This is a genomic window from Cnuibacter physcomitrellae (assembly GCF_014640535.1).
Taxonomy (GTDB): domain Bacteria; phylum Actinomycetota; class Actinomycetes; order Actinomycetales; family Microbacteriaceae; genus Cnuibacter; species Cnuibacter physcomitrellae.
This window is the reverse complement of the sequence record NZ_BMHD01000001.1, coordinates 2,366,249-2,380,275: the sequence shown is the minus strand read 5'-3', so window position 1 is coordinate 2,380,275 and position 14,027 is coordinate 2,366,249. Positions and strand designations below refer to the sequence as shown.

At 69.3% G+C, this 14,027-nt stretch carries 14 protein-coding genes; 12 read left to right on the top strand and 2 right to left on the bottom strand.

The genetic code is table 11. The features are described from left to right. Positions 1 to 27: 27 nt before the first annotated feature. The gene (locus IEX69_RS11195) at positions 28 to 666 is read right to left on the bottom strand and encodes a GntR family transcriptional regulator (RefSeq protein WP_229756312.1); all 639 of its coding nucleotides are present in this window, start codon (positions 664 to 666) and stop codon (positions 28 to 30) included. Between the two features lie 202 nt (positions 667 to 868). On the opposite strand from IEX69_RS11195, the gene IEX69_RS11190 reads away from it, so the two are divergent. The 9 genes from IEX69_RS11190 to IEX69_RS11150 all read left to right on the top strand — a co-directional run bounded on the left by IEX69_RS11190 (position 869) and on the right by IEX69_RS11150 (position 9,692). Then, on the top strand, positions 869 to 1,780 hold the full coding sequence (locus tag IEX69_RS11190) for an alpha/beta fold hydrolase (RefSeq protein WP_085021056.1): 912 nt from the start codon (positions 869 to 871) through the stop codon (positions 1,778 to 1,780). Next, a complete protein-coding gene (locus tag IEX69_RS11185) occupies positions 1,777 to 2,817 on the top strand; it encodes a BMP family lipoprotein (RefSeq protein WP_085021055.1) in 1,041 nt (346 codons plus the stop codon). Before IEX69_RS11190 ends, IEX69_RS11185 begins: the two co-directional genes overlap by 4 nt. 71 nt (positions 2,818 to 2,888) lie before the next feature. Beyond that, positions 2,889 to 4,397: an ABC transporter ATP-binding protein gene (locus tag IEX69_RS11180; RefSeq protein WP_085021054.1), complete on the top strand. Its 1,509-nt coding sequence runs from the start codon at positions 2,889 to 2,891 to the stop codon at positions 4,395 to 4,397. Further along, positions 4,394 to 5,491 (top strand): ABC transporter permease, encoded by a 1,098-nt coding sequence (locus IEX69_RS11175; protein WP_085021053.1) that lies wholly within the window; start codon positions 4,394 to 4,396, stop codon positions 5,489 to 5,491. Before IEX69_RS11180 ends, IEX69_RS11175 begins: the two co-directional genes overlap by 4 nt. Further along, positions 5,488 to 6,432, top strand: a complete 945-nt coding sequence (locus IEX69_RS11170) for an ABC transporter permease (protein ID WP_085021052.1) — start codon at positions 5,488 to 5,490, stop codon at positions 6,430 to 6,432. The genes IEX69_RS11175 and IEX69_RS11170 overlap by 4 nt, the downstream gene beginning before the upstream one ends. 1 nt (position 6,433) lies before the next feature. Then, positions 6,434 to 7,393 carry a nucleoside hydrolase gene (locus IEX69_RS11165; RefSeq protein ID WP_085021051.1) on the top strand — a complete coding sequence of 320 codons (960 nt, stop codon included), beginning with the start codon at positions 6,434 to 6,436 and terminating at the stop codon, positions 7,391 to 7,393. A gap of 64 nt (positions 7,394 to 7,457) precedes the next feature. Continuing rightward, positions 7,458 to 8,039 (top strand): amino acid synthesis family protein, encoded by a 582-nt coding sequence (locus IEX69_RS11160; RefSeq protein ID WP_085021050.1) that lies wholly within the window; start codon positions 7,458 to 7,460, stop codon positions 8,037 to 8,039. Then, complete coding sequence (locus IEX69_RS11155; RefSeq protein WP_085021049.1) at positions 8,036 to 8,866, top strand: SDR family NAD(P)-dependent oxidoreductase; 831 nt, start codon at positions 8,036 to 8,038, stop codon at positions 8,864 to 8,866. Before IEX69_RS11160 ends, IEX69_RS11155 begins: the two co-directional genes overlap by 4 nt. Before the next feature lie 49 nt (positions 8,867 to 8,915). Then, complete coding sequence (locus IEX69_RS11150; protein WP_085021048.1) at positions 8,916 to 9,692, top strand: SDR family NAD(P)-dependent oxidoreductase; 777 nt, start codon at positions 8,916 to 8,918, stop codon at positions 9,690 to 9,692. Between the two features lie 87 nt (positions 9,693 to 9,779). Here IEX69_RS11150 and IEX69_RS11145 read toward each other — a convergent pair whose 3' ends face one another. Beyond that, positions 9,780 to 10,952 carry an ROK family transcriptional regulator gene (locus tag IEX69_RS11145; protein ID WP_174604551.1) on the bottom strand — a complete coding sequence of 391 codons (1,173 nt, stop codon included), beginning with the start codon at positions 10,950 to 10,952 and terminating at the stop codon, positions 9,780 to 9,782. Between the two features lie 166 nt (positions 10,953 to 11,118). Between IEX69_RS11145 and IEX69_RS11140 the strand changes: the two genes are divergently transcribed. The 3 genes from IEX69_RS11140 to IEX69_RS11130 all read left to right on the top strand — a co-directional run bounded on the left by IEX69_RS11140 (position 11,119) and on the right by IEX69_RS11130 (position 14,027). Then, on the top strand, positions 11,119 to 12,156 hold the full coding sequence (locus IEX69_RS11140; protein ID WP_157127337.1) for a substrate-binding domain-containing protein: 1,038 nt from the start codon (positions 11,119 to 11,121) through the stop codon (positions 12,154 to 12,156). 87 nt (positions 12,157 to 12,243) lie between these two features. Beyond that, positions 12,244 to 13,227: an ABC transporter permease gene (locus IEX69_RS11135; protein WP_229756425.1), complete on the top strand. Its 984-nt coding sequence runs from the start codon at positions 12,244 to 12,246 to the stop codon at positions 13,225 to 13,227. After that, positions 13,224 to 14,027, top strand: coding sequence for an ATP-binding cassette domain-containing protein (locus tag IEX69_RS11130; protein WP_085021046.1), 804 nt, complete (start codon positions 13,224 to 13,226; stop codon positions 14,025 to 14,027). The genes IEX69_RS11135 and IEX69_RS11130 overlap by 4 nt, the downstream gene beginning before the upstream one ends.

Sequence of the window (14,027 nt, the reverse complement as noted above, 5' to 3'; positions counted from 1 at the left end):
GGTTCTTCGATGCCGCGTGGTCGATCGTCAGGGCCGACGTTCGTTGGGGAACGTCATTGACTCCAGCAGCGCCTGCTGGCTGGCCCGGACGTGCTCGCGCATGACGCGCTCCGCGGTGGTGCCGTCCTTCGACAGGATGATGTCGAGGACATGATGGTGTTCCGTCTCGCTCTCGACCAGTCGGCCGGGCTTGGACAGCGAGGTCTGGACCAGTCGCGTGTACGCGAGCTGGTTCATCATCATCCGGTAGTGCTGCGCCAGCTTGTCGTTGTCGGCGCCCTCGATGATGAGCGTGTGGAACTCATGGACGAGGGCGGCGTAGCCGTCGACGTCCCCGGCGAGCACGGCCTCGTCGGCCCGGCGCACGTTCTCGCGAAGGAGCTCGAGCTCGGGCACGGTCCCTCGCACCGCGAGCAGGCGCGCGGCTGCGCCCTCGAGCAGCTCCTTCAACTGGAAGAGCTCCGTGATCTCGCGGCGTGACGGGGTGGTGACGAACGTCCCGACCCGAGGTCGGATGACGACGAGCCCCTCCGTCTGCAGTTGCTTCAGCGCCTCCCGCACGGGCGTCCGGCTGACGCCGAAGTCATCAGCGAGAGCCACCTCGGAGAGGGCGGCCCCGGAGGAGAGGGTGCCGTCGATGATCAACGCCCGGACCCCGTCGGTCACCCGCGTCTGGATACTCGGCGCCCGGGGTTCCTTCTCTTGCATGGTACAGACCGTAGGTTCCAGCCGCCGGTCGTGTCAAGAAACTCTGTTGCATGCATGAAAGCGAAGTGTGGTCGCCAGATTTCCGGCATATTTCCCAAATCTGGGGCAGCGAATTTCGCAGTTGACACTCTCGGCACCGGTCCACATAATCGGTCCTACCATGCAACAGCGAGCACATCACAGCCCTCTCCCAAGCCTCTCCGTCACAGAGAGCGCCCCGGAGATCGCCTACCGGCTCCGCCCGTCCACCGACGCCGCGGCCGAGGTGGTCGTACTCCTTCACGGCGTCGGGAGCTCGTCGGCGACCTGGGCGGAGCTGGCTCCCCTCGTCGACGAGCGATACGCGCTGCTGATGCCGGACTACCGCGGGCACGGCGACTCCGCCAAGCCCGAGCCTCCGTACCGCGTGGAGGACTTCGTCGCCGATCTGCTCCGCCTCACGGCCGAGCTCGGCATTCGACGCTTCCATCTCGTCGGCTTCTCGATCGGCGCGGTCTTCGGGCAGGCGCTCGCTCTCGCCGCCCCTGACGCGGTCGCCTCGCTGGTCCTCCTCAACTCGATCGCCGACCGCACCGAGGCGGAGCAGGAGCGAGCGCTCGAGCGTCTGGAGGTCATCCGGACGGGAGACCTCGAGCAGATCGCGGCGAGCAGCGCCGAGCGCTGGTTCACCCAGGGCTTCCGTGACGAGCACCCCGAGCTCGTGAGCGCCGAGACTACGATCGTCGCCGCCAACGAGCCCGGCCCGTACGCGGCGGCGTACGAGGTGCTCGCGACCACGGACCTCATCGACAGCGTCGACGGCATCCGCTGCCCCGTCCTCCTCGTGACCGGAGAGGACGACCGCGGCTCCACACCGCGGATGTCGCACGCCATCCACGACCGGCTTCCTGCGGCGGACCTCGTCGTGGTACCCGGACTCCGCCACTACCTCCACATCGAGGCGGCCCCGCTGATCGCCGAGCTGATCAACGACTTCCTCGTCCGCCATCCCCTCGACTCCGCTGACGCACGACCCGAGAACACCCCCACCATTCACCAGAACCATGCCCCAGAAGGAGAACCAGCATCATGAGACGCACAGCACTCGTCGCGGCGGCAGCGCTCGCCGCGACCTCCGCCCTGGTCCTCGGCGCGTGCAGCAGCACGCCGAGCACCTCGGACTCCACCGGCGCGGCCGGCTCCGACATCACCATCGCGGCCCCGCTGAGCGGTCAGCTCGGTGACAAGAGCTTCATGGACTCCGCGAACGCAGGCCTGACGAAGGCCGCCGACGACCTCGGTGTCAAGGTCAAGGTCATCGAGGCCGGCGCCGACGACGCACCCGCCTGGGAGCGCAACCTGACGGAGGCGTCCGCCAGCGGCGAGAACAACCTCATCGTCACCGGCGGCACCGTCATGGCCTCCACGCTCGAGAAGGTCGCCGCGCAGTTCCCGGACCAGAAGTACCTCATCTTCGACTCGGAGAGCGTCGGGCCGAACGTCACCGGCATCAGCTACGCGCAGAACGAGGGGGCGTTCCTCGTCGGCGCCCTCGCTGCGCTCGTCACCGACAACCCCGATGTGTTCCCCCGCGCAACCGGCAGCCACAAGATCGGCGTGGCAGGCGGCATGGACATCCCGGTGATCCAGGACTTCATCACCGGCTTCACGCAGGGTGCGAAGGCGATCGACCCGAGCATCACGGTCGACGTCCGCTTCATCAACGACTTCGCCAGCGCGCAGAAGGGCTACGACATCGCGATGGCGCAGTTCAACGACGGCGCCGACGTGGTCTACCAGGTGGCGGGCGCGGCGGGCCTGGGCGTGCTGCAGGCAGGTGAGGACAGCGGACGCTACGCGATCGGCACCGACTCGAACCAGAACGACCTCCACCCGGACTCCACTCCGGCGAGCGCGATCAAGTCGGTCGACAACACCGTGTACGACGCGATCCAGTCCTTCGTGGACGGCAAGCTGGAGATGGGCACGACGATCACCGGGAACATCGCCAACGACGGTGTGGGCATCGCCTTCAACGACGCGCTCGTTCCCGCCGACATCCAGAAGAAGGTCGACGACCTCAAACAGCAGGTCATCGACGGGACGATCACGGTCGACACGGCCCTCTGACCCCCGGGGGCGCCAGGTCACAGACCCGCCTGGCGCCCCGACCCGGTCGCGATCGGAGAACACGACACACCATGGACACACCACTCCTCTCGATGAAGGGGATCGTCAAGACCTTCGGATCGATGACCGCGGTCGACCACGTCGACCTCGAGATCCGGGCGGGCCGCATCCACGCTCTGCTGGGCGAGAACGGTGCGGGCAAGTCGACCCTGATGAACTGCCTCTTCGGACTGCTGCGGCCCGACGGCGGCAGCGTCGAGATCGATGGACAGATCGTCGAGGTCACCTCGCCGAAGCGGGCCCTCGAGCTCGGCATCGGCATGGTGCACCAGCACTTCAAGCTGGTCCCCTCGCTCACCGTCGCCCAGAACGTCGCCCTCGGACGTGAGCCGCACCACGGCCCCTTCGTCGACACCAAGGCCACCATCGAGACCGTCGAGCGGCTCTCTCGCGAGTACGGTCTCGACGTCAAGCCCCACGACCGCGTCAGGTCCCTCTCCGTCGGCGCCCAGCAGCGCGTCGAGATCCTCCGCGCGCTCGCCCAGGACGTCCGCATCCTCGTGCTCGACGAGCCCACCGCCGTACTCACACCCGCCGAGACCGAGCGGTTCTTCGAGGTCGTGCGGGGCTTCGCCGACCGCGGGCTCGCCGTCATCCTGATCAGCCACCACCTCTCCGAGGTGCGTCGGGTCGCCGACGAGGTGACAGTGCTGCGGATGGGGTCCCGCGTCGCGCACTCCGAGATCGGTGCGGTGACCAACGCCGAGCTCGCCGCCCTCATCATCGGCAAGGAGCAGGAGGTGCACTCCGAGGTCGAGCGCGGGACGCCCGGCGAGGTCCGCCTCAGCGTCGACGGCCTCCATGTCCGCGACTCGCGCGGCGTCGACGTCGTCAACGGCGTCTCCTTCGACGTGCGGGCCGGAGAGATCGTGGGCGTGCTCGGGATCGCAGGCAACGGTCAGACCGAGCTCGTCGAGGCGGTGACGGGACTGCGTCGTCCGGGCGCCGGTGCCGTGGTGGTCAACGGCACCGACACCACCGGGAAGCATCCGGGCAAGGTCAGGGCCGCCGGCCTCGGTCACGTGCCCGAGGATCGCCAGGGTCGCGGCATGGCCGGGTACTGGTCGGTGCAGGACAACATCGCGATCGGCTATCTCGACACCGACGACGTGGGCGGACGGCTGATCAGCGGAACGCGGATGGCGGCACTCGCCCAGCGTCTCATGAAGGAGTACGACGTGCGGGCCAGGACGCCCAGGCAGCTCGCCAGACGGCTCTCCGGCGGCAACGCGCAGAAGATGGTGCTCGCCCGCGAACTGTCGCGGCGTCCGAGCATCGTGGTCTGCGCCGAGCCCACCCGAGGCCTCGACATCGCCGCCACTGCGGCGGTCCGTGCGCGACTGGTGGAACAACGGGATCTCGGCGCGGGGGTGCTCCTGGTGTCCAGCGAGATCGAGGAGGTCACCCAGATCGCCGACCGCGTCCTCGTCATCTCCTCCGGGCGCATCGTCGCCGAGTTCGCCGATCGGCGCCCCACCGAGTCCGAGGTCGGCCGCGCCATGCTGGGAGGAGAGGAATGAGCACCCCCACCACGTCGTCGGAGGCGGACGTCGAGGGAGCGAAGCGCAAGGCTCCGCTGTTCCTGACCGCGACCGCGCGCCGCGTCGTCCCTCTGGGCCTCCGCCAGTCGATCGTCGCCGTGCTGATCGGCGTCGCGATCTGCTTCGTCATCATCCTCGTCGTCGCCGACGAGCCGTTCGTGGCGTTCCAGGCCTTCGTGCTCGGCACGTTCCGCAATCCCTACTCGATCGGGACGATGCTGGCCATCGCCACGATCCTGGCCTGCACCGCATTCGCCTCGACGGTCGGCTTCCGTGCCGGCGCCTTCAACATCGGGACCGAGGGACAGCTCGTGCTGGGCGGGCTCACGGCAGCGGTCGTCGCCGGGTCGTTCCCCACCGGCGGCATCCTGGCGCAGATCGTGGCCCTCCTCGCGGCGGCTGCGGCCGGCGCGCTGTGGATCCTCATCCCCACGGTGCTCAGGGTGAGATGGCGGACGAACGAGATCCTCACGACCTTGATGGCCAACTACATCGCCGCCGACATCGCACTGTTCATGGTGAACAACTTCTTCCGCGACACCACCTCCGGCGCAGTCGAGACCCCGCCGCTGGACGAGTCCGTGTGGCTGGCCCGCATACTCCCGCCGTCGCAGGCCAACATCGGCATCGTGATCGTGATCCTCATCGCGGTCGCGCTCTGGATCTGGTTCGACCGCACCCGGTCGGGCAAGCGCGGTGAGGTCTCGGGTCTCCAGCCCGCGTTCGCCGAGTATCTCGGCATCCGGTCGGTGTCGTTCCTGCGCAACTCGATGCTGCTCTCCGGGGCACTCGCCGGATTCGCGGGAGGGCTCGCGATCCTCGGCATCTCGCACTCCTACATCGAGGGCTTCTCACCCCAGTACGGATTCCTCGGGATCACCGTCGCGCTGATCGGGCGACTGCGTCCGCTGGGCATCCTGGTCGCCGCCGCGCTCTACGCGACTCTCATCACCGGGGCGACCGCGATGCAGTCGGTCTCGGACGTGCCGTTCTCGCTGGTGTTCGTGCTCCAGGGCATCCTCATCCTGCTCATCACCAGTCAGCGCATCGGATCCCGAGGAGGTGCGGCGTGAACGTCGTCGGAGACTTCCTCTCGCTCGCCTTCAGCAGCACGATCCCGATCATCGTCACCGCGCTCGGGGGGATGTTCGCCGAACGCGCCAGGGCGACCAACATCGCGCTGGACGGCACGATGCTCATCTCCGCGCTCGCGGCCATCGCCGTCGGCGCGACCACCGGATCGCCCTGGCTCGGGCTCGTCGGCGGCGTCGTCGCCGGCATGGCCTACGCCGCGCTGCTGGCCTTCGCGGCATTCGTGCTGCGGTGCGACATCCTCATCGCGGGTATCGCGGCGAACCTCCTCGCCACGGGCATCACCCTCCTGGTGGTGCAGAACGTGCTCCAGTCGACCGGCACCTACGCTCCGGGCGGGGTCACCCTCCTGCCGCGCATCCCCCTCGGCCCGCTCGCCGAGATCCCCGTCCTCGGTCGCGCGGTGGACGGGCAGAGCGTGCTCTTCTACCTCGCCATCGCCGCCGTCGTGGCGAGCATCATCACGATGAACCGAACCCGCTGGGGCGTCCACGTCAAGGCGGTGGGCGAGTCGGAGGAGGCCGCCGAGGCGGCGGGTCTCAGACCCACGCTCATCCGCACCTCGGCGCTCCTCGTCAGCGGTGCCGCGGCCGGCATCGGCGGCACCTACCTGTCGATGAGCTCGGTCGCCTCGTTCAACTCCGAGCTCACCGGCGGACTCGGCTTCATCGCGTTCGCCGCGGTCATCTTCGGCCGGGCGATGCCGGGCTGGACCATCCTCGCCTCGGTGCTCTTCGGCATCGCGACCGCCCTCAGCATCCAGCTGCAGGGCGCCGGGATCATCGACCAGCAGCTGCTGCACTCGCTGCCCTACATCGCCACGATCGTCGCGCTCGCATTCCGGTCGATACGGGAGTTCCGCCGCAACCGCTTCGACGTGTCCGATACGTCCTTCCTGCCCGCCATCATCCCGAGAGGCTGAGATGACCCAGCGAACCCCCGTCCTCGTCGATTGCGACACCGGTGTCGATGACGCGATGGCACTGCTGTACCTTCTCCGTCGCGACGACATCGAGATCGTCGGCATCACGACCGTCTTCGGCAACAACACCGCCTCCCGCTGCGCGCACAACACCCTGCGCGTGCTCGAACTGGTCGGCCGTCAGGACATCCCGGTCGCGGTCGGTGCTGAGAAGCCCCTCGTCGGTGAGGTCACCTATCTGGCCACGCACGTCCACGGCTCGGACGGGCTCGGCGACTCCGGACTGCCGATGGAGATCTCCACCTCACCCGTCGAGGCCACCGCGGTCGAACTGATCGACCGTCTCTCGCTCGAGCACGCCGGGTCGTTGCGGATCCTCGCACTGGCACCGTTGACGAACCTCGCCCACGCGCTCACCCGGATCGCCGATCTCACCGATCGGGTCGTCGATCTCGTCGTCATGGGGGGCGCCGCCGACGTGGCGGGCAACCAGTCGCCGGCTGCGGAGGCGAACATCATCCACGACCCCGAGGCGGCGCAGCAGGTGCTCACGGCGGACTGGCCCGTCGTGCTCGTCCCGCTCGACGTGACCATGACCGAGGTCGTCACCGAAGAGCACATCGCCCGACTCCGAGCCGCGGGCAATCCGGTGGCCGACTTCGTCGCGGCCACGACCGAGTTCTACTTCGACGGTTACGGGGTCGACTCCTACGGCCGTCGCAGCTCACCCTGTCACGACGCCCTCGCCGCCGCGATCCTCACCGGCGAGGTGGTGCCCTCCGTCTTCCCGCTCCTCGGCGTGGTCGTCGACTGCACGGACGGGCCAGGACGAGGCGCCACCATCTGCGACACCCGCGGCCGGTGGAAGGGCTTCCCCGACCAGCCGGACGGCGATTGCCGTATCGCGCTCGTCACCGAGGGGACCTTCCCCGACCGCATGGTCGAGGCCTTCACCCGCTGAGCACCTCGGCTCCCGTGAGCCCAGACACATCGCTTCACCGCACCAGAACCGAGAAGGACACCGCATGAGCACCGCGTACCGCATCCGCAAGTGGGTCAGCACCGTGGAGGAGATCCACCACGACGGCGGCGACCCCCTCGACCCGCCGCTGATCAAGGCGGCTGTGGGAGTCGTGATCGCGAACCCGTTCGCCGGCCGGCAGGTGGCCGACCTGTCGGCCCTCACCGATCCCAGCGCCGAGCTCGGCACCGAGCTGGGCCGACGGGCAGTCAACCTGCTGGGCGGGCGGCCGGTCGAGAGCTACGGCAAGGGCGGCATCGCCGGACTCGCCGGCGAGCAGGAGCACCTGGTCGCCTGCGTCACCACCGTCTTCGGTGACGCCTTCCGCGATGCCGTCGGCGGTGGCGAGGCCTGGATCTCGTCCGCCACGAAGACCGCGTCCGCGGGTGCCGCGCTCGATGTGCCGCTGGCGCACAAGGATGCGCTCTACGTGCGCTCGCACTACGACTCCATCGCGATCTCCTCGCCCGACGTGCCTCGCCCGGATGAGCTCCTCGTCGTCGTCGCCGTCGCGACCGGACCCCGTGTGCACCACCGCGTCGGCGGCCTCGCCGCCTCGGAGATCATCGGTGGCGGTCTGCGATGAGCCAGGCCGACTTCGCGGTCATCGGGTCGCGCCTGGCGGATCGCGTCGCGATAGTGACCGGGGCGGCGTCCGGCATCGGACGCGCCACGGCGCTCCGGCTCGCCGCGGAGGGCGCCCATGTCGTCGTCAGCGACGTCCGCAGCGAGCCGCGCGAGGCGCTCCCCGAGGAGCGGCCTACCGCCGAGACCATCCAGGCGGGGGGAGGGCGCGCGACCTTCGTCCGCGCCGACGTGCGCCGCACGGAGGACGTCGAGTCGCTGGTGGGGACGGCGGCGGAGATCTCGGGCCGTCTCGATCTCGTCGTCAACAACGCCGGGATCTTCGGACTCGCGCCGCTGCTCGAGACCACCGACGAGAAGTGGGACGAGGACATGGCCATCAACGTCAGGTCGCAGTTCCTGATGTGCCGTGCAGCGGTGCGGGTCATGCGTGAGCAGGAGCCGATCCGCGAGGTGCGCGGCAGGATCGTGAACGTGTCGTCGCAGCTCGGCCTCACCGCTCCGCCCGAGGCGGTGACCTACGCCGTCGCCAAGGCGGGGGTCGCCCACCTCACCCGCCAGCTCGCCGTCGACTTCGCCGCGGACGGCGTGATCGTGAACGCCGTGGCGCCCGGGCGCATCCTCACCGGGACCCACCCAGGCGAGCGCGAGTACCTCGCTGACGGCACGGTCGACGCCGCGACCGCGTTCTCCCTGAAGCGGACGCCGTTTCCGCGGCTCGGCCGGCCCGAGGACGTCGCGGGCGCCATCCTGTTCCTCGGATCGGACGACTGCACCTTCGTCAGCGGTCATGTCCTGGCCGTCGACGGCGGCTGGACGGCGTACTGAGCGCCGTCCCCGCTTCCTCCCCTCACTCCCCTTCCACGAGAGGTCCTCGATGTTCGAACTCACCGGCCGCGTCGCCATCATCACCGGAGCCGCATCCGGCATCGGCGCAGAGACCGCGCGCCGCTTCGCCGAGGGCGGCGCCTCGCTCGTCCTCGCTGCCTACGAGCCTGACGGGCACGACGTGGCCGGTGTGCTCGCCGACGTCGAGGCTGCCGGCGGACGCGCGATCGTCCGTCCCACGGATGTCCGTTCCACTGCGGACGTGGAGGCGCTCGTGCAGATCGCCGTGGACGAGTTCGGCCGTCTGGACATCGCGATCGCCAACGCGGCCATCGCTCGACGCGTCCCCTCGGAGGAGCTCGATGACGACACCTGGCGAGACCTCCTCGAGGTCGACCTGCTGGGTGTCTGGCGGCTGTTCCGGGCGGCGCTGCCCGTGATGCGGGCGGCGGGATACGGCCGGCTCCTCGCCACCAGCTCGACGGCGGGCCCCTACGAGGCGTGGCCGGAGCACATCCACTACTCGGCCGCGAAGTCCGGGATCCTCGGCATCGTGCGGTCGCTGGCGGGCGAGGTGGGACCCGACGGGATCACCGTCAACGCGATCGCGCCCGGCATCATCGAGACGCCGCAGACCCTCGACGGGGTCAACTCACTCGGCTCCACCGGCGTGCAGAACACCGCCCTGCGTCAGCCGGTCCGCCGCGTCGGCAGGCCGGCCGACATCGCCGCCGCCTACCGCTACCTCGCCAGTGAGGAGGCATCCTTCGTGACGGGGCAGTGCCTCGTCGTCGACGGCGGACGGCTGCTCGTCACCGCCGGCTGAGCGCATCCCCCCCAGCTCGATGGTGGCGCTGGATCCGCGGACTCGCATCGACGCGGCGCCGCTGGACGGCATCTCGACCCGTGGCGCTCAGCCCGTGGCGAGCCCGTCGGAGACGCCGAGGCGGTCGATGAGGGTGTCGATGTCGTCGGTGCCGAGCAGGCGCTCGCTCGTCGTCAGCGCCAGCCCGGCGACGCCGGCGACCTCGCCGAGCTCCGAGACCGTGATCGAGAGGTGGCGTGTCGCGAGCGGCTGCGACCGCTGGTAGACACGCTCGCGGACGCCCGAGAGAAGGACCTCCTCGCACTCGGCGAGCTGGCCGCTGAGCACGATCGTGCGGGGGTTGAGGATGCTCACGAGGTCGGCCACGGCGTCGCCGAGCACACGGCCGGCCTGGCGCACCAGCCTCACGGCCGTGCCCTCCCCGCGACGGACCAGGGCCACGACGTCCGAGACGTGCTCGGCCTCCACCCCGGCCGCGGCGAGGTCCCGCAGGATGGCCCAGCCACCCGCGTAGGCCTCGACGCATCCGGCGTTGCCGCACCGGCAGGCCAGCGGCTCGCCGTCGCCGGAGGCCACCGCCGCGGTGTGTCCTATGTCGCCCGCCGCTCCCTCGCCGCCTCGGATGATCTGGCCGTTGAACACCAGTCCCGACCCGATGCCCGTACCCACCTTGAGGCTGATGAGATCGTCGACATGACGCTGGTGCGCCTCGGCGACGGCCCGCGCGTTGGCGTCGTTCTCCACCATGACCGGCACGCCGAACCGGGCGAACCAGCCTCGGATGTCGAACCTGTCCCACCCGGTCATGATGGGCGGGTTCACGACCTCGCCTGCGGCGAAGTCGACGGGACCGGGCACGCCGATCCCGACTCCCCACACGTCCTCGCCCTGGAGCAGCTCGTCGAAGGCGTCGTCGACGACCGACAGCACCGCATCCGGCCCCTCCCAGACGTCGACGCGGCGGGACACCCAGCGCACGGGCGTGCCGCTCAGGTCGCAGACCGCGGCGACCAGTCCGGTCGCGCCGACGTCGGCGGTGAGGAGCCGCGCGCGATCCGCGTTGAAGACGAAGCGACTGGACGGTCGACCGCCCGTCGACTCGCCGCCGCCGATCTGCTCGATGAGTCCCGAGGCCTCGAGAGCGGCGAGGCGCTGGTTGACGGTGGATCGGGACAGCCCGGAGAGATCGATCACGTCGGTGCGCGAGAGCTCACGATGCTCGCGGAACAGGGCGAGGACCTCGCCGATATGTGTTCGCACGTCCTTCACTGTACGCAGGGCTCCGTCGCTGTCGAGGGGGAAGTTCCTCCATTCTAGACATGTGATGAAGGAAACCTGCGGCACTTTTGGTTTGCTTAAACACAAAAGTGGCGATAGCTTCGTGTGAGACGGCACGCGGTAGTGCCCTGACCTGTCAAGGATCACAATGTTCAGCAACGACGCATCATTGAAGCGCGTGACGCGCATCGCCCTCCCGCTGGGCGCACTCGCACTCCTGCTCGCCGGCTGCGCCGGTTCCGGCTCCGGGTCGGACGGCTCGGGCTCGTCCAACGTCGCGGCCGTCATCAAGGGCCTCGACAACCCCTTCTTCCAGGCGATGCAGTCCGGCATCCAGGACACCGCAGACGCCGACGGCGTCTCGGTCACCATCCAGGCCGCCGCCGACATCGGCGACACCACCGGTCAGGCCGACAAGCTCACCGCCCTCGCAGGGCAGGACTTCGGCTGCTTCGTGGTGAACCCCATCTCGGGCTCCAACCTCGTCCAGGCGCTCGCCCCCATCGCCGCAGCGGGCAAGCCGATCGTCAACATCGACCAGCCCATCGACGCGGATGCGGCTGCCGCCGCCAACATCACCCCCGCGACCTACATCGGCACCGACAACGAGGCGGCGGGCGGCAAGGCCGGCGACTTCGTGGTCAGCAAGGTCCCGGCCGGCGCCAAGGTCGCCATCATCGGCGGCATCGCGGGCGACGTCACGAGCGCGGCTCGCGTCGACGGGTTCAAGGCCGCTGCGGGCGACAAGCTCGACGTCATCCAGGAGTCGGCGGCCGACTGGAAGCGCGAGGTCGCCCTCACCCAGGCCACCGACATCATCGCCGCGAACCCCGACATCTCCGCCTTCTTCGCCGCGAACGACGACATGGGGCTCGGCATCGTCAAGGCCGTCGAGAACGCAGGCCTCACCGGCAAGATCACGGTCGTGAGCGTCGACGGCAACAAGGACGCGCTCGAGTCGGTCAAGGCGGGCGGGCTCACCGCGACCGTCGCCCAGTACCCCTACGCGATCGGCGAGCTGGGCCTCCAGGCCTGCCAGGTGGCGGTCGCCGGCGGCGACCTCCCGAAGGACATCGAGTCGCCCACCGCTCTCGTGACCTCCGCCGAGGCCGATCAGGCGATCAGCGCCTTCCCCCAGCCCTTCGCCCCCTTCGAGAACCCGCTCGAGGGTCTCCTCTCCAAGTAGCCGGTGATGCGGCGCCCGCCTGGCGGGTGCCGCATCCAGATCCAGGGACGCGAGTCCAGTTAGAGAGCAGTCCAGGACGTGACCACCATGACCAACACCCAGCAGGTCCGCCCCGCAGGCGGCATGCGATCGTTCGGAGGGCAGCTGAAGCAGCTGAGCTTCTGGGCCGAGAACGCCGCCCCCATCGGGCTCGTCGTCCTGGTGATCGTGTTCGCGATCCTCAGCCCGACCTTCCTCACCCTCGGGAACATCAAGGCGATGCTCGTCGCCGCGGCGATCCTCGTGATCCTCGCCATCGGGCAGTCGTTCGTCATCACCACCGGCGGGATCGACCTCTCGATCTCCGCGACGATGACGCTCGGCGCCGTCGGCTTCGGCCTGGCCTACACCGCGGGTCTCGGGTTCTGGCTCTCCGCGGTCGTCGCCATCCTGACCGGGTTGCTCATCGGCCTGATCAACGGACTCCTGATCGCCACGGGCAAGGTCACGGACTTCATCGCGACCCTGGGGACGCTCTCCGTGGCGACGGGTCTCGCCCTCATCGTCTCGAACGGCAAGCCGATCACCGTCACGAGCGTCGAGCTCCTCACGCTCACCTCGGGCTCCGTCTGGATCTTCGGCTACCCGATCATCCTCGCCGCGATCCTCGGCGTCCTCGCCTGGTTCTTCATGTTCCGTACCCGGTTCGGCCTCCACGTGCAGGCCGTGGGCGGCAACGAGGATAGCGCGAGGGCGAACGGCATCAGCTCCACGCGCATCCGGATGGCCGTGTACCTGATCAGCGCGGGCCTGGCAGGCGTGGCCGCGATCCTCCTCGTGGCCCGCGTCGGCGCCGCAGAGCCTGCGATCAACACGCAGTACCTCCTCAACTCGATCGCCGCGGTCGTCCTCGGCGGCGTGAGCCTGACCGGCGGCAAGGCGAAGATCGTCGGCCCGATCATCGGCGCCCTGCTCCTCACCGCCCTGACCAATGGACTGACGCTGCTCGGCGTCTCGCAGTTCTACCAGCCGCTCGCGGTCGGACTCGTCGTCGTCCTCGCCGCCCTGCTCACGAGGTTCCAGAAGAAATGATCGACAAGTACAACTCCCGCCCCGACATCGCTCCCTTCACCGGTTCGACCCCGGCGACCGACTTCATCCTCACCGCGACAGACATCACGAAGTCCTTCGGGGGCGTGCACGCGCTCCGCGGGGCGTCGATGACGATGCGTCGGGGCGAGATCACCGCGCTCATCGGCGACAACGGCGCCGGCAAGTCGACCATGGTGCGCTGCCTCTCCGGCATCCACCGCCCCGACTCGGGCGAGATCGTGCTCGACGGCGAGGTCGTCCACTTCGAGTCGCCGAACGCGGCGAGGCAGCAGGGCATCGAGACCGTGCACCAGAACCTCGCGCTCGTCGAGGACCTCGCGGTGTGGCAGAACTTCTTCCTCGGCCGTGAGAAGACCCACGGTCTCGGCCCCTTCCGCACCCTCGATCGCAAGCTGATGCGGAAGACCGCCGAGGAGATGCTCCAGGGCCTCGCGGTCAACGTGCCGCCCGTCACGAGCAAGGTGCGGCGTCTCTCCGGCGGTCAGCGCCAGGCCGTCGCCATCGCCCGCGCGGCGGGGTGGGGCTCGAAGATCGTCATCATGGACGAGCCCACCGCGGCGCTCGGCGTGCAGGAGACCGCGCGCGTCGAGAACGTCATCACCACCTTGCGGGATGCCGGGGTCGCCGTCCTCCTCATCAGCCACAACTTCGACCAGGTCATGCGCCTCTCCGATCACGTCTGGGTGATGCGGGCCGGGCTCGCCGTCGCCGAGCGGCGCACGGAGGAGACCGACGGCGACGAGCTCGTCGCGCTCATCACGGGCGCGAAGGCGGCCTGA

Coding starts and splice junctions, on each gene's coding strand:
- IEX69_RS11140 (WP_157127337.1), top strand. CDS start 11,119: ATGTTCAGCAACGACGCATCATTGAAGCGCGTGACGCGCATCGCCCTC.
- IEX69_RS11175 (WP_085021053.1), top strand. CDS start 4,394: ATGAGCACCCCCACCACGTCGTCGGAGGCGGACGTCGAGGGAGCGAAG.
- IEX69_RS11135 (WP_229756425.1), top strand. CDS start 12,244: ATGACCAACACCCAGCAGGTCCGCCCCGCAGGCGGCATGCGATCGTTC.
- IEX69_RS11190 (WP_085021056.1), top strand. CDS start 869: ATGCAACAGCGAGCACATCACAGCCCTCTCCCAAGCCTCTCCGTCACA.
- IEX69_RS11130 (WP_085021046.1), top strand. CDS start 13,224: ATGATCGACAAGTACAACTCCCGCCCCGACATCGCTCCCTTCACCGGT.
- IEX69_RS11165 (WP_085021051.1), top strand. CDS start 6,434: ATGACCCAGCGAACCCCCGTCCTCGTCGATTGCGACACCGGTGTCGAT.
- IEX69_RS11150 (WP_085021048.1), top strand. CDS start 8,916: ATGTTCGAACTCACCGGCCGCGTCGCCATCATCACCGGAGCCGCATCC.
- IEX69_RS11185 (WP_085021055.1), top strand. CDS start 1,777: ATGAGACGCACAGCACTCGTCGCGGCGGCAGCGCTCGCCGCGACCTCC.
- IEX69_RS11155 (WP_085021049.1), top strand. CDS start 8,036: ATGAGCCAGGCCGACTTCGCGGTCATCGGGTCGCGCCTGGCGGATCGC.
- IEX69_RS11180 (WP_085021054.1), top strand. CDS start 2,889: ATGGACACACCACTCCTCTCGATGAAGGGGATCGTCAAGACCTTCGGA.
- IEX69_RS11160 (WP_085021050.1), top strand. CDS start 7,458: ATGAGCACCGCGTACCGCATCCGCAAGTGGGTCAGCACCGTGGAGGAG.